Raw genomic sequence first — 19,842 nt, 5'->3', positions numbered from 1 at the left:
GGCCAGGTGAGAGGGGGTGTGTCCGGTGACGGTCCTGGCGCTCGCCCCTGCGCGGACACGCCGTAGCACTTTCTTCCCAAATCTAAGACGGCCGCTATATCCGGCAATAAAGTCCGAGATCGTGGACCCTGTGCGCAACCCCTACGCCCCCGGAGCCGGTCAGCGTCCGCCGGAGCTCGCCGGGCGCGATCGCGAGCTGCAGCAGTTCGAGGTCGTGCTGGAGCGAGTCGCCCGCGGCCGCCCCGAGCGCAGCATGGTCGTCACCGGCCTGCGCGGCGTCGGCAAGACCGTGCTGCTCAACACCTTCAAGTCCATGGCGATGCAGCGGCTGTGGGGCACCGGCAAGATCGAGGCCCGGCCCGACCAGTCGATCCGCCGTCCCGTCGCCGCCGCCCTGCACATGGCGATCCGCGAGCTGGCCCCCCGGCATCGCGCGCCGGAGCGCATCGAGGAGTTCCTCGGCGTGCTCAAGGCCTTCGCCATGCGCGATCCGGCCGCCGCCAAGGGCACCTCCCACTGGTCCCCGGGCATCGAAGTGCCCGCCAGCCGCGGCCGCGCCGACTCCGGCGACCTGGAGATCGACCTCACCGAGCTGTTCGTCGACGCCTCGGGCGTGGCGACCGACCTCGGCGTCGGCATCGCCCTGTTCATCGACGAGATGCAGGACGTGCAGGCCGCCGACGTCTCCGCGCTCTGCGCCGCCTGCCACGAGCTGTCCCAGTCGGGCGGGCCGCTGATCGTCGTCGGGGCCGGGCTGCCTCACCTGCCGAGCGTGCTGTCGGCCAGCAAGAGCTATTCGGAGCGGCTCTTCCGCTACGCCCGCATCGACAAGCTCGACCGCGAGGCGGCCGATCTGGCCCTGATCCTGCCGGCGCGCGAGGAGGAGGTCGAGTTCACCCAGGAGGCGCTCGACGCCCTTTACGACGCCGCCGACGGCTACCCCTACTTCGTGCAGGCCTACGGCAAGGTCGCCTGGGACCTGGCGCCGCGCAGCCCCATCACCCTCGACGACGTCAAGGTGTCGGCTCCGGAGGCCGAGGAGGAGCTCGCCGTGGGCTTCTTCGGCAGTCGCTACGAGCGCGCCACCCCCGCCGAGCGCGACTACATGCACGCCATGGCGGAGATCGGCGACGAGCCGGTCCCCACGGCGGACGTGGCCGACGCTCTGGGGCGCAAGCCGTCCAGCCTGTCCCCCGCCCGTGACAGCCTCATCAAGAAGGGGCTGATCTACAGTGCCGAGCGCGGTCTGATCGCGTTCACGGTGCCGCACTTCGGGAGGTTCCTGCGTGCCCAACCGGTCTGAGCGGCACCCCTAGACCTCTATTGGGCTGTCTAGTGGGGAAGCTAGATAGCCCAATAGAGCTATATCTTCATGCCCGTCGAGGGAAATCTAGCGCTGTCTAGCGTCACGCCTATACAGGCGTATATTCCGGCAGAGGCCTACTGTCCTCCGAGCTGACCACCGCGACCCGGACCGCCGGGCGGCGTCCGGTCAGATAGACGGCGAAGACCACGTCGTCGTGGTCCTGGTTCTGGAAGGCGAAGAAGCGCCAGCACAGCTCTCGCCAGCTGTCGTACGGCTCGGCCGTGGTCAGCTCCGCCTCGTGGGCGCGCCAGGTGCCGCTCGACCTGAGCCGGGCCAGCGTGATGCCCTCGGCAGGCCCGCGGCGCTGCTCGCATGGCGCCCGGTGGCGGGCGCGATCGGCCAGCTCGTCGAGCTCCGGCGACAGCAGGGCCAGCAGCGCCACCCCGATGAGCCCGAACTCCCACGACGGGTGCGCGAAGGCCACCCAGGCCGGCTCCTCCGCCCACAGCGACAGCACCGCCATCCCGGTCAGCACGACGGTCCTGCCTATCGACCGCAGCCCGACCGGCGCGGAGCTGACCTCGCCGAAGCACCCGCACCCGGCATCCGGCCGTCGCCTGCGCAGCTCGAGCAGCACGTACGTGGACATGGCGAAGAACGCGACCGTCCCCCACCTGAACAACGGGTGCGTGGTGACCAGCAGCCCGGCCGCGAGCACCAACTCCCCCACCGCGCAGCAGATCAGCGCCCACGACCGGAAGCGATCAGGCACCAGGACCGCGGGGCCCAGCCGGGCCAGCGCCCCCAGCTCGCTGCCCGACCGTACGGTGGCGACCTTGGCCACCGTCCCCAGGCAGAGCAGGACGATCAGGACCGGCAGCTGCGATGCCAGCACGTGCGTCACCCCATTCCGATCTGCGCGTTGAAACACCCGGTGATCAGCTCGCCGCCCAGCTCCACGTAGGAGGTCGGGGACAGCTCCGCGATCCGGCCGCGCGGCGAGGTGCCGCACTCGACGCACCGGTCGCAGAAGCGGCCGGCCAGGCAGCCGCACGCCACGATCGGCAGGTTCGCCGACCGGCTCGCGCACACGTTCCGCACCTGGAGCAGCGAGCCGATGGCAAGGTACGGCAGGCCGGCGCACGACACGCCGGCGTCGGCGCAGGCGGCGTCGGAACGCTCCACCATCGGATAGCCGACGCCCCGCTCCTCCGCGTCGAAGATGTCGGACCAGGTGACGGTGCCGGAGATCCGGGCCTGCACCCCGGCGTAGGCGGGCGGCGGCGCGGGGACGGCCCGCGCGGGGTAGGCAGGCTGCGAGGTGGCCGGGAGGAGCGCCAGGGCGGCGCCGTCCTTCCTGATGCCGATCGCGTCGAAGAGGTAGCCGGGCTCGAACTGAGGATGGCGCACCCGGAGGCGCCCGGTGGCGCGGTAGGGGATGACGGCCGTCCGGTGGCCCCGGTGCGGGCCGCAGTCGAGCTCGACCGTCACGTCCCTGCGGCCCTCGATCGACACGATGGTGCCGGTGAGCCGGATGGTCTCGGCCCAGAGCCGCTCCACCACGCGACCGTCCCGCAGCGTGCGCATCATGACCCTGGCCCCCATCGGCAGGTCGGCGGGCGGGGTGTCGCCACCGTGCCAGGCGGTCGCCCACGGCGCGATGACCAGCCGCTCCTCGCCGCCCTCGGGGGTCTCGATGATGATCAGATGCGGGCTGACGTCGCGGATCTCGCCCGTGACCGCGCGCAACGGCTCGCCGCCTTCGGACCCGGCGCCCGGGACGCCCGGCTCCCGGCCCAGCGCCGCGGCCGCGAGCACCCGGCGGCGCTCAACGCTCGGATGACCCATCGGCCCCTCCCTCGTCCGCTTACTAGGGTCACACGACTCTGGAGGGGCTCGCGCCGCACGGAACAGAAGAGTGCAAAATACGCATCCCCCAGTGAAGGAGATGACATCCGGCGTCGCACAAACCGCCACCGACCTTGACCTACCTTTATCGTCGGCGGGCCGAATCCTGAATTGCGGTTCAGCCAGAACATGGCATCAGGCTGCGATTCTGACCACGATGCAGACCACCGGGTTCGAAGAGGAGTTCCGCGAGTACGTGATGGCACGCGGTCCCGCGCTGCTGCGTGCCGCCAACCAGCTCACCGGACACCCGCTGGATGCCGAGGATCTCCTGCAGAACGCGCTCACCCGGACTTATCTGGCGTGGGATCGCATCCAGGATCGGGGCGCCCTCGACGGGTACGTGCGACGGGCGATGGTCAACATCAACATCTCCCAGTGGCGTCGACGCAAGCTGGAGGAGTATCCCTCCGACGAGCTGCCCGAGGTCGTCGCGGTGGTGGAGCCCTGCGGCGATGTGCACGAACGGCTCGAACTGGCGCTGCAGAGGCTGCCCGAGCGGATGCGGGCCGCGATCGTGCTGCGTTACTACGAGGACATGACCGAGCCGGAGATCGCCAGCACGCTGGGGATCAGCGTCGGCACGGTGAAGAGCACGGTGTCGCGGGCGATGGCCAAGCTCAGGTCCGAACTGGGAATCCCTCGCCGGCCGCCCCCGCCGTAGCGCAGGGCCGTACGACATCTCTGATCTTGCGCAGAGTGTCGAGGAACCGCTCCAGCTCCACCGAGTCGAGCAATCCGGTCAGGCACTCGTCGATGTCCGCGAGATGTTGCGGCAGCACTCCATGGAGCCTGTCGCGCCCCGCGTCGGTGAGTGTGGCATAGGAGGCCCGCCGGTCGGTGGCGCATGCCTGCCTGCGAACCAGGCCGTCACGTTCCAAACGGTCGACGACCCGGGTCACACCACTGGTGGACAGCCCGGTCTGGGCCGCGAGGTCGGTCATCCGGAGCTGCTCCTGGGGTGAGCGCCCGAGCCTGATCAACGTCTCAAAATCGATCTCCGACAGCCCGGCCGCCGCGAACACCGGCTGCATCCTGGCCGTCAGTCCTGCCTGGACCTCTGCCAGCAGGCCCACGGCCGTCAGCCGAGGGTCGTCAATGTGGGTCACGTTCATACTGTAACCGACGTTAGTTGACGAGGGGAATATTCCTCGTGTAGACATTTGTTGGAGCAAACATCCGCACCGCAAGTTTCCGTGGAGGAACCCCATGAGCACCACCGCTTGGAACGGCCTCGACATCCCGGCCGCAGGCACCTACAACCTCGACGTCGCCCACACCCGCGTCGGCTTCGTCGTCAAGCACATGATGGTCAGCAAGGTACGCGGCAACTTCACCGACTTCTCCGGCTCGGTCACGATCGCCGAGAACCCGCTCGAGTCGACCGCCGAGCTCACGATCAAGACCGAGAGCATCTCCACGCACGCCCCGGACCGTGACGGCCACCTGCGCAGCGACGACTTCCTCTCCGCGGAGAAGTTCCCCGAGATCACCTTCAGGAACGCCCGCGTGACCGGCCACTCGGGCGACGAGTTCACCGTCGTCGGCGACCTCACGGTCCGCGACGTCACCAGGGAAGTCGAGCTCAAGGTCGAGTACGGCGGCGCCGGCACCAACCCCTGGGGCCAGCCGCTCTGGGGCTTCTCGATCAGCACCGAGTTCGACCGCGAGGACTTCGGCCTCACCTGGAACCAGGCCCTGGAGACGGGCGGCGTCCTCGTCGGCAAGAAGGTCAAGATTGAGATCGAGGGCGAGGCGAACCCCGCCTAAGGTGGTTATCCACAGCCGAGAGCCCGCTCCCGAGCAGGAGCGGGCTTCATCCACAGCCAGTTATGCACAGGGTGTGGATATGTGTATGCGGAGACGCGCGGCGCAACCGCTTTGCCGCGCTGCCTGAAGGCCGGTACGCTGTCCTGAGCCACGTGGCTACCAGGAGGATTCGCCTAGTCAGGTCTATGGCGCCGCACTGCTAATGCGGTTTGGTGGCAACACCATCCGGGGTTCAAATCCCCGATCCTCCGCATGTAAAAGGCCCTTTCCCGGGATCATGGGAAAGGGCCTTTCGATCTTCAGATGGCACCGGTGGACCAATGCCGGACCATCGCGCCAAGCGCTCGCGCATCCGCCGGGCCACGCCGACAGAAGCGTCGCGTTCTCGGCACCGACCGCGACCGTCCGCCAGGAGCTGCTGCTCACGACGGAGCGCCGCCCACCGTCCACGCTGCCAGACCTGGCGATGAGGACGCGCGCCATCTTCTAGTCAGACGACCCGCAGGGAGCACTCACAGCCGAGCAGGCTCGGGCTCGCGTCGATCCAGGCGATCACCGGCCGGCCTGGTCGAGGGTCATGGCCAATAGCCGTTCGCGGCTGTCTCAGACCAGGCGCATTCGACACCGCTGCCGTCGGGGATCGAGGGTCGGGCGAGAGAGATTCGCAACCGCTTCTTTGCCCAGTGGACCACTGAAACAGGCCGTCCAGGTTTACAGTGCGTCCAGCCAAGGGGGCACGATGGAGTTTGGGATATTAGGTCCGCTGACGGTGTGGCGAGAGGGTGAGCAGCTCGATCTCGGCACGCCTAAGGTGCGGGTGCTGTTTGCGGTTCTGCTGTGCCAAGCGGGTAACCCTGTCTCGGAAGATCAATTGGCCGTGGCACTGTGGGGGAACGCCCCTCCGAAGAGCGCCACCAAGAATGTGCAGACCTACGTCCACCGGCTCCGGCGGCACCTGGGCGACTCGGCTCGTGTCGTGCGGCAGGGCTCCGGCTATCTGGTGCCGGTGGCCCGGGACGAGCTGGATGCGGCGAGGTTCGAGAACCTGGGCGGCTCAGGGCAGGCGGTGGAGGCCGCCGGTGAGCCGGAGGAGGCGACCCACCGCCTGCACGAGGCGCTGAGCCTCTGGCGAGGGCCCGCGTTCGCCGGCATGACCGATGTCCCGATGCTGGCCGCGGAGGCCGCGCGGCTGGACGAGGTCCGCCTGTCGGTCCTGCAGTCGCGGATCGCCGTGGACCTGAGGCTGGGACGCCACGCCGGGCTGTTGGGCGAGCTGACCTCGCTCACCAGAGAGTACCCACTGCGCGAGCGGCTGCACGCGCAGCTGATGCTGGCGCTGTACCGCTGTGGCCGGCGGGCGGACGCGCTCGCCGAATACGCGCGTGCCCGCAAGACCCTGATCGAGGAGACCGGTCTGGATCCGGCCGAAGAGCTGCACGACATGCATCAGAGAATCCTCACTCAGGACCCCTCGCTCGATCTCGTTCCTCGCGTCATGGCGACGATCACGGGCTCCCCTGCGGGACCGGGCCCGTACACGCCGGCCCACCATGACCTTGCTGCGCGCCTGTCGCATGAACTGGGCATCGAGCCGAGCGAGAAAGTGCAGCACGCACACCTGCGTGCCCTGTCCGCCGACAGTCCCGGCCATGCCACGGCCCCGATGCCCGAACCTCAGGCGACCCCCACCCCCGCCGAGTTGCCGCCGGACATCGCGGATTTCACAGGCAGGGACGGCGAGGTGGCGGACCTCACCGAGGTCCTCACCAAACCACGACCGGGCACCGTCGCCATGGCCAGCATCGCGGGTCTGGGGGGCCTGGGTAAAACCACGCTAGCCGTGCACGTCGCGCACCGGATCGTGGGTCGCTTTCCCGACGGCCAGCTCTATGCGGACCTGCGCGGCGCCTCCGCCGACCCTGCCCGCCCAGAGGACGTGCTCAGCCGATTCCTGTTCGCGCTGGGCATCAGCGCCACCGGCATACCCGAATCCCTGGAAGAACGCGTGGCGCTTTTCCGGAGTTGCCTGGCCGGACGCAGAATTCTCATTCTGCTCGACAATGTCGCCGGGGAGGAGCAGGTGCGGCCGCTCCTGCCCGGGGCTCCCGGCACGGCCGTGCTCCTCACCGGACGTGTCCGGCTGGTCGGTCTCGAGGGCGCGAGCCTGCTGGAACTCGACGTCCTGCCGTCGGACCAGGCCATGGGCCTGCTGAGAAGGATCATCGGCGACGAACGCGTCCAGGACGACCCGGACGCCGCTCTGGAGATCACCCGGTTGTGCGGCCGGGTGCCGCTGGCGGTCCGCATCTCGGCGGCCAGGCTCCTCGGCAGGAGGCAGTGGAGTCTGGCCCACCTTGCCGGCGTCCTCGGGGAGGAGCGGCACCGGCTGGACGAACTTGTGGCGGGCGACCTCGACATCCGTGCGGGGTTCGAGATGAGCTACCGGACGCTTCCCGCGGCCGCGCAGCGGGCCTTTCGGCTGGCCGGACTGCTCGACGCGCCCGATTTCGCCTCCTGGGCGGTGGCGGCCCTCCTGGACGTGCCGGTACGGCAGGCGGAACACGAGATCGAAACCCTGGTCGACGCTCATCTGCTGAACCTCACCGGGACGGACGAGACGGGCAGGCTCAGGTATCGGTTCCACGACCTGATCCGGTTGTACGCGCGTGAGCGGGCGCAGCGCGAGGATTCCGAACCCGAGCGCCAGGCCGCGCTCGGGCGGGCCCTGGGTGCGTGGCTGGCGCTGGCGGAGGTCGCGGCGGAGCACGTCCCGGGCCCCTGCTACGCACTCATGCACAGCTGTGCGCCGCGCTGGCGGCTCCCTGCGGCGGTTACCGGCCCGCTGCTGGCCGACCCGATGGCCTGGTTCGGTGCGGAACACGCCGCGCTGATGGCGGGGGTCGCCCAAGCGTGCGAGGCGCGCCTGACCCAACTCGCATGGGACCTCGCGGGGTCCACCGAGACGTACCTCAACGTGCGCGGCTTGTATGACGGCTGGCAGCGCATGCACGAGCAGGCGCTCGCGCTCTGCCGTGAGACCGGCGACAAGCGCGGCGAGGCCGTGCTGATGCGCGGCCTCCTGGAGGTCACCACCTGGAGCTCACCGGCGGGCCCCGGACCGGCGATGACCCGGATGCGGGCCGGCGCTTCGCAGCTCCTCGACCTGTTCACCATGCTGAACGATCCGGTCGGAATGGCCGACGCCTTGGCGACCCTGGCCTGGAGCATGACGGCCGACGGGAACGGTGCGCAACCGCTCGCCCTGGCGCAGCGCGCTCTGCGGACAGCCGCCGACGCGGGCTACCTCGGCGGCCAGGCTCGGGCCTATCACGTGATGGCGATCATCCACGGTGAGGACGACCCTCAAGGGGCGCTCAAGGTCCTGGAGCAGGCGACGAAGGTCGCCGAGGCTCTCGGCAACGCTCACTACACCACGACGATCACCCAGTTCCTCGGCGCGGCGAAATCGTTCTGCGGTGACACCACGGGCGGCCAGGAACTGCTGGAGAGCTCCTTGGGAATGGCACGGCGGTTGAACTACCGCTATCTGGAGACGTTCTCGCTGCTCTACCTCTCGAAGCTGTTCGTCGCGGTCGGGGACGAGCGGGCCAGGGCGACCGCCGAACTGGCGCTGGCCCACAGCGAGGACGGCAATTTCGGCCATTATCTCGCCGACTCGCTCAGCGTTCTCGGGCAGTTGAACCTGGCCGAAGGAGACCTGCCCGCCGCCATCGCCACCCTCGAACGCTCGGTCCGGGTGTGGCGAACCCGCGGCTCGATCCCCTACCTGGCGCGGACGCTCCGCGCCCTCGGCGACGCCCACGGCGCCGCCGGCGACCACCGCACGGCCAGCGCCGTCTGGGAAGAGGCCCGCGAACTGTTCCGCGGGATCTCGCACGAGAATGGCGTGAGAACGCTGGACGCCCGGCTTTAATCCTTGCGGAAAGAGCCGCTGCTGCTCTTGATGGCCGGGGCGATCAGCACATTCCTATCGAAGCCATTCAGGTAGCACACTTTGATTTTGGTTAGCGTTACCCTCGTCCGAGGGTGGTGCCTGAAGTAGGCCACCACCCCGCACGACTGCCGGGTGTCGGAACGCATAATCTTGAGCCTGTCGTAGGACCAGGTGCGGGTTTGGCCGAGATCAGGTTCCATCCGTTGATCCAGGCGCGAGCCCGACCATGTCCGCTGCCATCACCTGGCGGGCAGGACCCGGCGGGATCCAGCGCCCGTATGCCGGCCATATTCCCTGAATATACCGAGGTCGTATAGAGTTCGGTCGGCGCAAAAAGCGAAAAACGCCTGGAAGGAAAGGAATTAAATAACCAGCGGGCGGAAGAGGATCGCAAGCGTTGTGTCCGTTCTCGGCGTTTCGGCTGGCGTCGTTGTCGGGACGGCACCGAGATGCGGATGTGCGACGGCCACGTGCTCGGCGCCCGCGCAGCCGCGGCCGGCCGGCTCCGCCTTCACCCGGCTCGACGCTCACTCTTCGACCTGACTGCGCTCCTCAACAGTATTTTCTGACCGGTCAGATAATCGTCTGTCCAGGAATGCCCTGCATGGTGAAGGAGAACCAGTGCGACCCCTCACGCGACTCCGGATTCCCACGATCGGAGTGGCTCTCACCGCCACCCTCGGAGCCGGGCTGCTCATGGCGCCCGCTGCGCACGCCGCGCCCGACACAAAAAACGCCTACGTCAAGCGAATCAAGCCGGTCCAGTCCGTGAACACCTATGTCACGATCAAGGACCACCACGGCCGGAAGTACCCGATCAAGGTGACCACCACCTGGGCCTACAAGTCCCCCAAGTCCGCGCTGCTGCGGTCCATCGTGATCCGCGAGAACGGCTTCCCCAGGGGCCAATGCATCTTCCCGGACCTCTACTTCGCGAACGCGAACGACTGGGAGGCCCAGCGGGGTAGATACGGCAAGATCTGCGACGGCGGCCACAAGGCATATTCGGTCATGAGGACGGTCAGAGCGCGCAGCGGCAGCAACCTCGGGCAGCTCTGGATCCGGACTCCCAACCCGAGTCACCCTGGCTGCTGCGGAGCGCGGCAGTACACCATCCAGTACAACATCGCGAGGCGCTGAGCTCACTCCCGGCCTGACCTTTTCTGAGTACGGCGAGAGCCGCGATCGGGAGCAGCAGCATGGTCAGAGCACCGGAGAGCACCAGCCCTCCGGTGCTCCCGGCCGGCTCGATCAGCGGCCCGCCCGCGGCCGGCGTCGAGCCGGTCGTCCAGAGCGTGACGACCTGCTGCTGCTCGTGCTTGCGATCTTCCGGCTCATATCGGAGACCGAGATCGACTTCGACGTCGACCTTCGTGAACTGCAAGGTCAAGAGGGGGTCGACGTGCTCTGCGACTTCCTGCGGGCGATCGGGAGCGAACTCGGCAAGCCGGTGCTGATGACCCCTGAAGGCGGAAGCCAAGAACACCCGGTCCTCGGCTTCGATCCCGTTGTCAGCAAGGTCGTCCTGCTCGCGGATCCGGCACCCGACTGACCGCGACCGATCGGCACGGGTACGAAACAGATTCCACATAATGACCCGGTTGACGTGGCCTTCCACCGGGCCGGAGCTCCAGCGCAGGGTCAGGCCGACGGTGACGGCGTCCAAGTCGCGTTCCAAACCGTTGGCAAAGCCGTGCCGACTGGGCAGGTCATCGGCCCGTACGGCTACAGCCTTGTGGATGCCAGTCCACACTCCAACCGTGCGCACGCCCGATGGGGTCGCAGATTGCAGAAGCTGGAACCCGATTCTTGAGAATCCCCGCCATACCGGCCAACTATCAGCTGCACCTGGCGGATGCTGGCAAGCCTCCAGGTCGTGACCGGCGCGCACGCCGAAGGCAGGCTGCTCAACAAGGAGCCTCCAAGGTCCGCAGCGTCATGTGGTGAGGTCGCTGCACCCCTTCAGCCAAGCAAAGCCGGGTGACCAGGCATATTCCCCTCGTATTCCACGGTGCTATCGACGCGTGCAACGATCACTCCAGTGAACCTCGGCCCAGGGATCGCTCGCGTCAGAGGGATTCGAGCATGACGAATCCTCGTTAGAGGCCATATTTCACCCCCTAACGCCAGGCGCTCCGGAGGGCTGATCTCCGTCCGAGAGAAGGAGGAACGATGAACCCGCTCAAAACGGTCACCGTCGGCGTCGCTGTCGCGGTGGCGAGCGTGATCCTCGCACAACCGGCCTTGGCGGCGAGCTTTCAACGGGATGTCGGAGACGGGATCGTCCGCTATGCCGACCCCACCAACGAGCTGTGCGTCCGGGCGGATGACACCACAGGAACGGCCTGGGTGGAGGTGACCCTGACCCGCCCGGGTGTGATCGGAAGACCCATTGTCATCAGAGATGACAACATCCGGCACCCGGGCGCCACCTGCGAGGTACTCGCCGCCTTCGAAGACGTCACCTACCAGGCCGATTACGAGAGCTACTGGAGCGGGAGAGGCACCGTCCTGCGCGGGACGTTCCAGTTCAAGGCCTGACGCTCAGACAGGGCCCCACACCATCAATTGCAGTTCTCGTCTCGATCCACCAGAGGCGGCATCTCGCACGTCCCCCCGATCGCAACCACGTCAGCGACCTGACGTACATCCCGATGCACGGCCTCAGCTGCTGTCATGCCAGTGACGAAACTGCTCGTGCTGGTTCAAATCCCCGATCCCCCGCACGTTGAAAGGCCCTTCCCAGATCTTCGGGAAGGGCCCTTTCACTTTCTGGATGTCCACAGCCGTGCTCGGTGCGGCCTTCAGACACGTTCCACGACGAGGTCGGCGGGGCAAGGGAGCGAGGCCGGCTCATCGTCGATGGTGTAGATCTCCAGGCACGAGAGATGCCCGTCTTCGACGAAGAGAAGAACGCCGTCTCCGCCCCCATGCGCGCTGGCAGAGACCAGCAGTCCGTCCTGCACAGGAGAGCTGAGCGCGCGAGGTCCTGTTCCTGGGCGAAGGTCCACCGTCGCGCATCCGCATCCACAGTGTCCGGTGACCAGGGCCGAAGGAATCTGAGCCCGGAGTTCCTCTGCGCCTGGGAAGTCCTGCGCGAGGAGGGCCAGAATGACAGCCTGCTCCTCGGCGGAGAGATGGCGTTCGCCGGTTGACACCTCACCAAGGTAATGGGCGGTGCGCGGTCACCCCTGCGCCACGATGATCCTGTGCAGCGATTCGATGCCGCGGGAGCCGACCTGGTCCCTGGTCAACGGATCCGCGTTCGGGTGACCGGGCCTGCACCGATAACGTCACGAGCGTGGACGACAACGAGCCGGCGCCTCCGGCGAGGGCGTCAGCGGAATCGCCAGCCCGGCGGGAAGATCAACGCGCGCAGGCCATGGCCTTCGAGCTTGTCCGCCCACTGCTCAGGGGTCGTCGCGAGTGCGTCGTCCTCGCTGTCGAGCGCGTTGTAGACCGGGGTGAAGCCGAAGCCGGATCCGACCAGCCGGGCGGCGGCCTCGCTGCCGCGGCCGGCCGGGCCGCGGATGCCCAGCTTGGTCACGTCGTAGCCGAGGATGTAGGCGGTGTTGCCGGCCATGATCTTGCCGGCTTCCGAGGCGGTGTCGCCGGGCGAGCCGAGGGGCAGGCCGTAGGCGGCGTTCACCATCTTGTCGATCCCGATGGATCCGGCGGCGTAGGCGGCGCCGTCGATGGCGGCGTAGTTGAGGGTGGTGAGGACGTACTTCGGGAACGCCATCTGCAGGATGCGGGCCACGCTCGTGCCGAAGCTCATCTTCAGCGCCTGGGCGATCTTTATCAGCCTGGCCATCTGCAGGGCGGCCATCGCCTGCGCGACGCCGTACAGGGCGGTGGTGAGGGGCTGGAAGGCGACCAGCCAGAGGAGCTGCATGATCGCGTTCTCGATGGCGGCGAGGCGCTTGTTCACGTCCTCCACCAGGGTGGCGTAGGCGGCGCAGCCGGCGGCGATGACGCGGCAGTCCCGGGCGAACGCGTACGGGAACAGCATGATCTTGCGGATGTAGAGGGCGGCGAACTCGTCGACCGCCTCGCCTCCGTTGTGCCCCCACACCGAGGCGGCGGCGCTGTCGGCGGCGCCCGCGACGCCGACCTCCTTGGAGCCGTCCTCGCCTCCGTCCAGGTCGTCGGCCAGCTCCCGGAAGATCTTGGCGGCCTTGCGGAGATCGTCCACCGGGATCTCGGGCGCGGTGACGCCGGCGTAGATGCGCAGGCAGATCATCGATCCGGTGCCGGCGGCCATCAACACGGTCAGCGCGGTGACCGGCGAGAGAAGGGGCATCAGCGCGGCCCTTCTTCCGGCCACTCGTACACCGGCACGTCCTTGATGTTCAGGTCCTCGATGATGCCCCATTCGACGGTGGCGACGTTGTTCTGCATGGTGAGAAGCCCGTCGGCGACGTCGGTGTAGACCTCCGCGAACTCCGCGATCAGCGTGAGCATCTCGTTGCGCTTGGGGGCGTACCACTCGATGAACGCTCTGTCGACCTCTTCGTCGGTGGACCAGCCACCGATCCCGCCGAGGGCGTCGCGGGCTCGCTCGACCGCGGCGCGGACCGCGACGGAGACGTCGTCGAAGGCGGGCGCGGCCCGTTTCCTCAGCTGTTCGTGGTCGATGTCGGTCGGCGGAGCGGACCTCGGGTCGGGCGGAGGCTCGGCCACGAATCAACTCCCCACGCGCGAACAACATGCTGGTGCCGACCCTGCTTGCCGGACATTACGGTCATACGGCTCTTGTTGTTACAGAAATGTATACAACTTCTAAACTGGCTCGTCGTCGTCTGTTCACCCGGGCCCCTCCCCGGCGGAGAGGGGTCCGGGTGCGCTTCTACTCCTGTAGGACGGACAGGACGTTTCCCGCCGGATCCTTGAACCAGGCGATCAGCGGGCCACCGCCACGGAAGATCCCCTTCTCGTCCGCTTCGAGCCCGTCGTAACGCTCGAAGCGCACCCCTCGCCGGACCAGCTCGTCCACGGTCCGGTCGATGTCGTCGACGGGGAAGTTGAGGATGGTGAAGGTGGCCGGCGTGTGGTCGCCCTTCGGATAGACCAGGATGTCCCGGTCCCCGGCTATGTGCAGGGTCAGCATGCCGTTCTCCTCCGACACCTTCAGCCCGAGCGTCTCGCTGTAGAACGCCCTGGCCGCATCGATGTCGTTCACGGAGAAGCCGCTGAACGCCTTCGTCGTGCCGAACATGGTCGTCTCCCCTCGTTCACATGGCCGCGCGATGCTCCGCGCTCAGCTCGATGATCTGGACGTAGTTGCCGTCCGGGTCGATGGCGGTGGCGAACAGGCTGCCATCGCGATCCTCGAGCTCCGCCAGCCACGACACGCCCAGCTCGTTCATGCGCGCCACCACGGCGCGGGCGTCGGGCACGTCGAAGTTGACGATCACCCTGCCGGGCTCCGGGTTCTTGTCCCCCACATCCGCTCGCGTGTCGATGAACAGGTGGAAGTCGCCGAACCTGAGCACCCCGTAGGTGTTGACGTCGCTGTTCTCCTGCGGCTCCAGCGCGGTGACGTACCAGGTGCGCAGGCGCTCAGGGTCGGTGCTGGCGAGCAGCATGCTGCCCAGGACTGACCGCTTCATGCCGTCTCTCCTCTCGGTCGACGTACTGTCACCCATGGAGACTCGGCGGCGGCCCGGAACTCATCGGCGGCCCAGAAGACGGCAGCGTGCCCGGCAACGCGGTGCCGGGCACGCTGGTTCGGGTTACGGGGTCAGCCGACCCGGAGGGTCAGGCCGTAGACGCTCAGGATCTCGTTGACCGGTTGGTGGTACGTCGTGCCGCCGACGCTGCAGTTGCCGGAGCCGCCGGAGGTGACGCCCTGGGCCTGGCTGCCCGAGATGAACGAACCGCCGGAGTCGCCCGGCTGGGCGCACGCACTGGTGCGGGTCAGGCCGGTGACCCTGCCCTGCGGGTAGGTCACGGAGGCGTTGTGCTGCTGGATGGTGCCGCAGCGCCAGCCGGTGGTGGAGCCGGAGCGGCAGATGGACGAGCCGACCGGCGACTGCGTGGAGCCGCGGACGGTCACGCGCGTGCCGCCGGAGCCGCGCACGTACGGGGTGGCGTTGTTGCCGGGGGCCGCGACCCAGGCGTAGTCGTTGCCGGGGAACGAGGAGCCCTGGAAGGTGCCCGTCGGGTTGGTGGTCCTGGAGCCCGCCCTGCCGCAGTGGCCCGCGGTGACGAAGCCCGGGGTGGTGCCGCGGGTCACCGAGAAGCCGACGCTGCACCGGCTGGAGCCGATGTAGTACGGCGCGCCGCCGACGATGTCGATGAACGGCTTGGGGGTCTCGGTGGTCACGGCGGTCTTCACCGCGGCCTTGTCGACGCCGGCGGCAGCGGCCAGCGCGTCGGCGGCCTGCTGGGTGGCGGCGAGGATGGCGACGCTGTTGGTCGTCACGTCGACGTACCACAGGGCGGCGGCGGCCTGTGCCGCCTGCGGCGCCCGGTCGATCTGCTCCATGATGCCGTTGAGCTGGGCCAGCGTGCGAGGCACGAGGACCGCCTCGGCGCCCTGTGACTGGATGGCGGCCGTGGCGGCCGGGTCGGTGGTGGCCACCATGAGCTTGGAGGCGTCGGCGTTCAGCCATGCTCCGCCGTAGGACGCGCCTAAGGAGGAGGTCAGGGTCGCTTCGGTCGCGGCGGCGCGCTGCTCGTTGGCGAGCCTGGTGACGACCTGCTGCTCGGTGAGGCCGAGATCGCGCTCGAGCGCGTCGATCACCGAAGGCGGGGTGGCTGGGTCCGCCGCGGGGGCCGGGTGGGCCATGGCGGGGGTGAGTGGAGTCGCCAGGCAGGCGGCCACGATGGTGGCTCCTACCAGCGCACAGCGTTTACCCAACATGTGCACTCCTTGATGGGGGGTGCTGTCAAGCTAACGGCTGGTAGGAGTCCTGCCATGTTCCAAATGATCCCTATTTCGGTGTTATGGCCCCTTTACGGCTGCAGGCCCCGGCGCGGGATCAGCCCGCCTAAACCGGGCCCTAGGCGCGCAGGCAGGCCTCGAACATCGCGGTGAGGCGCTCGACGTCTGCCGGAGTGGGGGCCTCGGGCCCCAGGGTGCGGCGCATGCGCCCGATGCCGAGGAAGAGCGCCGTAGCCGTACGGGCGCGGGCGTGCGCGTCGGGGCCGTCCAGAGCCGCCGCCAGCGGGTCGATCACCGCCGTGCGCAGGCGGTCGCGCATCAGGATCTTGATCTCCGGGTCGCCTGAGGAGTATTCGAGCGAGCGCAGGATGCGGCTCTCCGGGTCGTGGTGCATGCGCCAGGCGGCGTATTCGGCCAGGCGTCCGGCCAGGCCCGCCGGGTCGCCGTCGATGATGCGGCGGATCGTCGGCTCGCCCTGCAGGACCTCGCCGAACAGGCCGGCCTTGGAACCGAAGTAGCGGCACACCAGAGCGATGTTGGCCTCCGCCTCGGAGGCGATCATCCGCACCGTCACGTGCTCGTAGCCGTGCTCGGCGAACAGGGCTCGCGCCGCCACCAGCAGACGCTGCCTGGTGGCCTCGCGGTCACGCGGCCTGGCCGCCTCTGCCACCTGGGCTTCCGTGCTCGGGATCGCCTCGATGTTCATGCTCAGGAATATATCCACTTGCCGCGCGGCTAGTAAACGAGCGTATACTCCAAGGCGGAATCAGCATATGAGGGGATGTGGTGTCTTGGCAGCCCAGGCACATGCCACGATCCCCACGGGGCGGCAGTACACACACCGCGAGATCCTCGAGGTCATGTCCGGGCTCATGCTCGCCATGCTCACCTCGATGATCTCGACGTCCGTGGTGGGCACGGCACTGCCGACGATCGTGGGAGAGCTCGGCGGGCAGGACCAGTATTCGTGGGTGGCGTCGGCGACCATGCTGACGATGACGGTGTCCACCCCGTTGTGGGGCAAGCTGTCGGACCTGTTCGGCCGCAAACTGCTCTTCCAGACCGCCCTCGGACTGTTCGTGGCCGCCTCGCTCGTCGCGGGCCTGTCGCAGGACATGGGCCAGCTCATCGCCGCCCGCGCCGTACAGGGGCTGGGTGTGGGTGGTCTGTCGGCCCTCGCGCAGGTGATCCTGGGCGACATCGTCTCGCCACGGGAGCGCGGCCGCTACTCCGGCTACATGGGGGCGGTCTTCGGGATCTCCACCGTCGCGGGGCCGCTGCTCGGCGGGTTCATCGTCGACAGCGAGTGGCTCGGCTGGCGCTGGTGCTTCTACGTGGTCGTGCCGTTCGCGATCGTGGCCGCCGTGGTGATCCAGCGGGTGCTCAAACTTCCCGTGGTCAAGCGCGACACCACGATCGACATCTGGGGCGCCACCACCATCACGGCCAGCGCGAGCGCCCTGATGCTCCTGCTGACCTTCGGCGGGCAGCAGTTCGAGTGGAACTCCCCCTGGACCTACTTCCTCGGCGCGATCAGCCTGCTCTCTCTGGGCCTGGCAGTGCTGGCCGAGCGCACGTCGGGCAACCCGATCCTGCCGCCCCGCCTGTTCCGCAACCGCACCTTCGTGCTGACCAGCGTCGCCTCCCTGTTCGTCGGCATGTCGATGTTCGGGGCGATGATCTACCTGCCGCAGTACCTGCAGATCGTCAAGGGGATGAGCCCGACCGACTCCGGGCTCATGACGCTGCCGATGGTGATCGCCCTGTTCCTGGCGGGCGTGGTCTCCGGGAAGATCGTCACCAGGACCGGGAAGTGGAAGCTGTTCCCGGTGGCGGGGATGCTGATCGTGGCCGTCGGCCTGCTCCTGCTGTCGCGGCTGCGCGTGGATTCCAGCGGGTGGCTCATCGGGTTCGACGTGGGCGTGCTGGGCCTGGGGCTCGGCCTGACGATGCAGATGCTGATCCTCGCCGCGCAGAACGGCTCGGAGCCGCGTGACATGGCCGCCACCACGGCCGGCGTGTCGTTCTTCCGGTCGCTGGGCGGGGCCGTGGGCGTGGCCGCGTTCGGTGCGCTCCTCACCAACCGGCTCAGTGCCGAGATGGCCGAGATGATCAGGGCCGCGCACCTCTCGCTCCCCGGCGGCGCTCCCCGCCTGGGCAGCCCCGCCGAGATCCAGCGGCTGCCCGAGCCCCTCAAGCACATCGTGCTGGAGTCGTTCACCCGCGGCCTGGAGACCGTCTTCATGGTGGGCGTGCCCATCGCCGTGCTGGGCTTCCTGGCGACGCTGTTCCTCAAGGAGCTGCCGCTGCGCGGCGGCGCGGAGCCCGCGCCCGTGGCCAAGCCGCCGGGCAAGGACGACCTGGTCCTCGCCGGGCTGCTGCTGGAGCTCGTCGCCCAGCGCGTCGAGCGGGCCAACGGCCGGCCGTCGGCGCTGCTCACGGCCGTGGCCAGGATGGCACCACCCGACGACCGGCCCGAACGCGAGCGCGCCAGGTCAGTGGCCCAGGACGTGTTGCGCCCCACCTCTCGCGCCCTGATAGCGCAGGCCGCGCCACCTCAGCAGGATCTCGTCAGCGGAGGAACCCCCCGATGATTCGCAAGTTCGTGGGCGCCGTCGTGGCCGCCCTGGCCTTCATGGCCGGGCTGTGGCTGATGATCGCGCCGTTCGCCCTGGGCACCCAGCCCGAGAACGCGGACTGGACCGGCACCACCACGTCCGAGTTCTTCACCGGCCTCGGCGTGGTCGTCGTCGCCCTTGCCGGCGCGGCCGCCTTCGCCGCGGCCATCCACGAGGAGCTGGCCGGGCGCGGCCTGGTGACCGTGCGCGAGCGCCGGCCCGAGCCTGAGCCCGAGCCCGCTCCGGCCGTACCGGAGACGTCGTCCGCCGAGCTGGCCACGATGCTCGCCCCGCTCGTCGAGGCGCTGCGTCAAGACCTGGAAACGCCGCCGCGCCGCCAGAACGGCTCGGTCCCCCTGGTCGCCGCGGAGGAGAACCGATGAAGGCCAAGCTGGGCGTCTGCGCCCTCGTCCTGCTGTTCCTGGCCGGCCTCTGGCTGGTCGCCGCGCCGTTCGTGGTCGGCTATCAGCCCTCGGGCGCCCCGTACGCCGACGCGACGGTCAACGACCTGTGGGTCGGCGGGATGCTGGCCGGTGTCTCGTTCGTCGCCCTCGTGGTCTACGCCGCCGAGGCGCTGCGCGCGCTGACCGGCCGGGGCAGGCACGCCGCCGAGGGTTAAGTAGCCTGACCTGGAAAGACGTGGCATATGGTGGCCAGATGAAACGTACTGCCGCCATGGCGTTCGTGGTGCTCGCGGCCGTTTCGTGCGGCGGGCAGGACCCGGCCGCGTCCTCGAAACAGAGCCCACCGGCCACCACACCCACGACCACGCCCGCGACCGAGACCCCGGCGTCGAGCCCGAGCCCGAGCCCGACCAGCACGAAGCCGCCCGAGTTCCGGTCCAAGGTGACCAAGGTCGGCCGGGACCGCCTGCCGTACTCCTGGCGGGAGGGATGCCCGGTCCACTACCGCGACCTGCGGCTGATCACCCTGTCCTACTGGGGCTTCGACGACAAGCCCCACACCGGCGAACTCGTCGTGCGCAAGACGGTCGCCGACGACATCGTGCAGGTCTTCGGCAAGCTGTACGACTGGCGGTGGCCGATCCGGCGGATGGAGCTGGTCGACGCCTTCAAGGCCGACGACTTCGCCTCGATCGAGGCGGACAACACCTCGGCGTTCAACTGCCGCCGGGCCACCGGGTCGGGCAGCTGGTCCAACCATGCCTTCGGCGAGGCCATCGACATCAACCCGCGCGAGAACCCGTACGTCACCGCAAGCGGTGACACAGCTCACAAGAACGCGGAAAAGTACACTGAGCGTCCAATGAAAGGGAAAGGCGTGATCAATCCGGGCGACCGGGTTGTACGGGCCTTCCAGCAGGTCGGCTGGGAGTGGGGCGGCTCCTGGGCGGGCACCAAGGATTTCCAGCATTTCAGCAAGGGCGGAGGCTGAG

Annotated in this window: 21 protein-coding genes and 1 tRNA gene; 12 read left to right on the top strand and 10 right to left on the bottom strand. The window is 68.4% G+C overall.

Annotation, left to right across the window (positions count from 1 at the left end; translation table 11 throughout):
- The first annotated feature begins 121 nt into the window (after positions 1-121).
- The gene (locus V5E28_RS32310) at positions 122-1,303 is read left to right on the top strand and encodes an ATP-binding protein (protein WP_336212576.1); all 1,182 of its coding nucleotides are present in this window, start codon (positions 122-124) and stop codon (positions 1,301-1,303) included.
- A gap of 109 nt (positions 1,304-1,412) precedes the next feature.
- Here V5E28_RS32310 and V5E28_RS32305 read toward each other — a convergent pair whose 3' ends face one another.
- Positions 1,413-2,201: a MauE/DoxX family redox-associated membrane protein gene (locus tag V5E28_RS32305; RefSeq protein ID WP_336212574.1), complete on the bottom strand. Its 789-nt coding sequence runs from the start codon at positions 2,199-2,201 to the stop codon at positions 1,413-1,415.
- Between the two features lie 5 nt (positions 2,202-2,206).
- Positions 2,207-3,154 carry a hypothetical protein gene (locus V5E28_RS32300; protein ID WP_336212572.1) on the bottom strand — a complete coding sequence of 316 codons (948 nt, stop codon included), beginning with the start codon at positions 3,152-3,154 and terminating at the stop codon, positions 2,207-2,209.
- 217 nt (positions 3,155-3,371) lie between these two features.
- Between V5E28_RS32300 and V5E28_RS32295 the strand changes: the two genes are divergently transcribed.
- Positions 3,372-3,878 carry a SigE family RNA polymerase sigma factor gene (locus V5E28_RS32295; RefSeq protein WP_336212570.1) on the top strand — a complete coding sequence of 169 codons (507 nt, stop codon included), beginning with the start codon at positions 3,372-3,374 and terminating at the stop codon, positions 3,876-3,878.
- Here the strand turns inward: V5E28_RS32295 and V5E28_RS32290 are convergent.
- A complete protein-coding gene (locus V5E28_RS32290) occupies positions 3,835-4,329 on the bottom strand; it encodes a MarR family winged helix-turn-helix transcriptional regulator (RefSeq protein ID WP_336212568.1) in 495 nt (164 codons plus the stop codon). The two genes, V5E28_RS32295 and V5E28_RS32290, sit on opposite strands and share 44 nt — an antisense overlap.
- A 94-nt stretch (positions 4,330-4,423) precedes the next feature.
- On the opposite strand from V5E28_RS32290, the gene V5E28_RS32285 reads away from it, so the two are divergent.
- The 6 genes from V5E28_RS32285 (at position 4,424) to V5E28_RS32260 (ending at position 11,480) form a co-directional block, all read left to right on the top strand.
- Positions 4,424-4,984, top strand: a complete 561-nt coding sequence (locus tag V5E28_RS32285) for a YceI family protein (protein WP_336212566.1) — start codon at positions 4,424-4,426, stop codon at positions 4,982-4,984.
- Positions 4,985-5,146: 162 nt separating this feature from the next.
- Positions 5,147-5,235: transfer RNA gene (locus tag V5E28_RS32280), tRNA-Ser, on the top strand.
- Positions 5,236-5,561: 326 nt separating this feature from the next.
- Positions 5,562-8,918: an AfsR/SARP family transcriptional regulator gene (locus V5E28_RS32275; RefSeq protein ID WP_336212565.1), complete on the top strand. Its 3,357-nt coding sequence runs from the start codon at positions 5,562-5,564 to the stop codon at positions 8,916-8,918.
- A gap of 642 nt (positions 8,919-9,560) precedes the next feature.
- Positions 9,561-10,079, top strand: a complete 519-nt coding sequence (locus V5E28_RS32270) for a hypothetical protein (RefSeq protein ID WP_336212563.1) — start codon at positions 9,561-9,563, stop codon at positions 10,077-10,079.
- 175 nt (positions 10,080-10,254) lie between these two features.
- Complete coding sequence (locus V5E28_RS32265) at positions 10,255-10,491, top strand: hypothetical protein (protein ID WP_336212636.1); 237 nt, start codon at positions 10,255-10,257, stop codon at positions 10,489-10,491.
- Between the two features lie 620 nt (positions 10,492-11,111).
- A complete protein-coding gene (locus tag V5E28_RS32260) occupies positions 11,112-11,480 on the top strand; it encodes a hypothetical protein (RefSeq protein WP_336212562.1) in 369 nt (122 codons plus the stop codon).
- Between the two features lie 263 nt (positions 11,481-11,743).
- Here the strand turns inward: V5E28_RS32260 and V5E28_RS32255 are convergent, their stop codons facing one another.
- From V5E28_RS32255 to V5E28_RS32225, 7 genes are all read right to left on the bottom strand, one after another.
- The gene (locus V5E28_RS32255) at positions 11,744-12,097 is read right to left on the bottom strand and encodes a hypothetical protein (protein WP_336212560.1); all 354 of its coding nucleotides are present in this window, start codon (positions 12,095-12,097) and stop codon (positions 11,744-11,746) included.
- A gap of 179 nt (positions 12,098-12,276) precedes the next feature.
- Positions 12,277-13,242 (bottom strand): hypothetical protein, encoded by a 966-nt coding sequence (locus V5E28_RS32250; protein WP_336212558.1) that lies wholly within the window; start codon positions 13,240-13,242, stop codon positions 12,277-12,279.
- Complete coding sequence (locus V5E28_RS32245) at positions 13,242-13,622, bottom strand: hypothetical protein (RefSeq protein ID WP_336212556.1); 381 nt, start codon at positions 13,620-13,622, stop codon at positions 13,242-13,244. Before V5E28_RS32245 ends, V5E28_RS32250 begins: the two co-directional genes overlap by 1 nt.
- A 166-nt stretch (positions 13,623-13,788) precedes the next feature.
- Positions 13,789-14,157, bottom strand: coding sequence for a VOC family protein (locus V5E28_RS32240; protein ID WP_336212554.1), 369 nt, complete (start codon positions 14,155-14,157; stop codon positions 13,789-13,791).
- Between the two features lie 16 nt (positions 14,158-14,173).
- Complete coding sequence (locus tag V5E28_RS32235) at positions 14,174-14,551, bottom strand: VOC family protein (RefSeq protein WP_336212552.1); 378 nt, start codon at positions 14,549-14,551, stop codon at positions 14,174-14,176.
- A 131-nt stretch (positions 14,552-14,682) separates the two neighbouring features.
- The gene (locus V5E28_RS32230; RefSeq protein WP_336212550.1) at positions 14,683-15,807 is read right to left on the bottom strand and encodes a S1 family peptidase; all 1,125 of its coding nucleotides are present in this window, start codon (positions 15,805-15,807) and stop codon (positions 14,683-14,685) included.
- A gap of 139 nt (positions 15,808-15,946) precedes the next feature.
- Positions 15,947-16,534, bottom strand: a complete 588-nt coding sequence (locus V5E28_RS32225) for a TetR family transcriptional regulator (protein ID WP_336212549.1) — start codon at positions 16,532-16,534, stop codon at positions 15,947-15,949.
- 85 nt (positions 16,535-16,619) lie between these two features.
- Between V5E28_RS32225 and V5E28_RS32220 the strand changes: the two genes are divergently transcribed.
- Genes V5E28_RS32220 through V5E28_RS32205 form a run of 4 tightly spaced genes read left to right on the top strand, consistent with a single transcriptional unit; the run spans position 16,620 to position 19,841 of the window.
- Entirely contained in the window at positions 16,620-18,422 is a 1,803-nt protein-coding gene (locus V5E28_RS32220) for an MDR family MFS transporter (protein WP_442945899.1), read from the top strand.
- Complete coding sequence (locus tag V5E28_RS32215; protein WP_336212545.1) at positions 18,419-18,829, top strand: hypothetical protein; 411 nt, start codon at positions 18,419-18,421, stop codon at positions 18,827-18,829. The genes V5E28_RS32220 and V5E28_RS32215 overlap by 4 nt, the downstream gene beginning before the upstream one ends.
- Positions 18,826-19,065: a hypothetical protein gene (locus tag V5E28_RS32210; protein WP_336212544.1), complete on the top strand. Its 240-nt coding sequence runs from the start codon at positions 18,826-18,828 to the stop codon at positions 19,063-19,065. The genes V5E28_RS32215 and V5E28_RS32210 overlap by 4 nt, the downstream gene beginning before the upstream one ends.
- A gap of 38 nt (positions 19,066-19,103) precedes the next feature.
- On the top strand, positions 19,104-19,841 hold the full coding sequence (locus V5E28_RS32205) for a M15 family metallopeptidase (protein ID WP_336212543.1): 738 nt from the start codon (positions 19,104-19,106) through the stop codon (positions 19,839-19,841).
- Position 19,842: the final 1 nt, after the last annotated feature.

Origin of the sequence: Nonomuraea sp. LPB2021202275-12-8, from assembly GCF_037044575.1 — a bacterium.
Taxonomy (GTDB): domain Bacteria; phylum Actinomycetota; class Actinomycetes; order Streptosporangiales; family Streptosporangiaceae; genus Nonomuraea.
This window is presented reverse-complemented; position numbering and strand designations above follow the sequence as displayed.

Coding starts and splice junctions, on each gene's coding strand:
- V5E28_RS32250 (WP_336212558.1), bottom strand. CDS start 13,242: ATGCCCCTTCTCTCGCCGGTCACCGCGCTGACCGTGTTGATGGCCGCC.
- V5E28_RS32300 (WP_336212572.1), bottom strand. CDS start 3,154: ATGGGTCATCCGAGCGTTGAGCGCCGCCGGGTGCTCGCGGCCGCGGCG.
- V5E28_RS32240 (WP_336212554.1), bottom strand. CDS start 14,157: ATGTTCGGCACGACGAAGGCGTTCAGCGGCTTCTCCGTGAACGACATC.
- V5E28_RS32275 (WP_336212565.1), top strand. CDS start 5,562: ATGGCCAATAGCCGTTCGCGGCTGTCTCAGACCAGGCGCATTCGACAC.
- V5E28_RS32225 (WP_336212549.1), bottom strand. CDS start 16,534: ATGAACATCGAGGCGATCCCGAGCACGGAAGCCCAGGTGGCAGAGGCG.
- V5E28_RS32235 (WP_336212552.1), bottom strand. CDS start 14,551: ATGAAGCGGTCAGTCCTGGGCAGCATGCTGCTCGCCAGCACCGACCCT.
- V5E28_RS32290 (WP_336212568.1), bottom strand. CDS start 4,329: ATGAACGTGACCCACATTGACGACCCTCGGCTGACGGCCGTGGGCCTG.
- V5E28_RS32295 (WP_336212570.1), top strand. CDS start 3,372: ATGCAGACCACCGGGTTCGAAGAGGAGTTCCGCGAGTACGTGATGGCA.
- V5E28_RS32260 (WP_336212562.1), top strand. CDS start 11,112: ATGAACCCGCTCAAAACGGTCACCGTCGGCGTCGCTGTCGCGGTGGCG.
- V5E28_RS32205 (WP_336212543.1), top strand. CDS start 19,104: ATGAAACGTACTGCCGCCATGGCGTTCGTGGTGCTCGCGGCCGTTTCG.
- V5E28_RS32215 (WP_336212545.1), top strand. CDS start 18,419: ATGATTCGCAAGTTCGTGGGCGCCGTCGTGGCCGCCCTGGCCTTCATG.
- V5E28_RS32210 (WP_336212544.1), top strand. CDS start 18,826: ATGAAGGCCAAGCTGGGCGTCTGCGCCCTCGTCCTGCTGTTCCTGGCC.
- V5E28_RS32285 (WP_336212566.1), top strand. CDS start 4,424: ATGAGCACCACCGCTTGGAACGGCCTCGACATCCCGGCCGCAGGCACC.
- V5E28_RS32230 (WP_336212550.1), bottom strand. CDS start 15,807: ATGTTGGGTAAACGCTGTGCGCTGGTAGGAGCCACCATCGTGGCCGCC.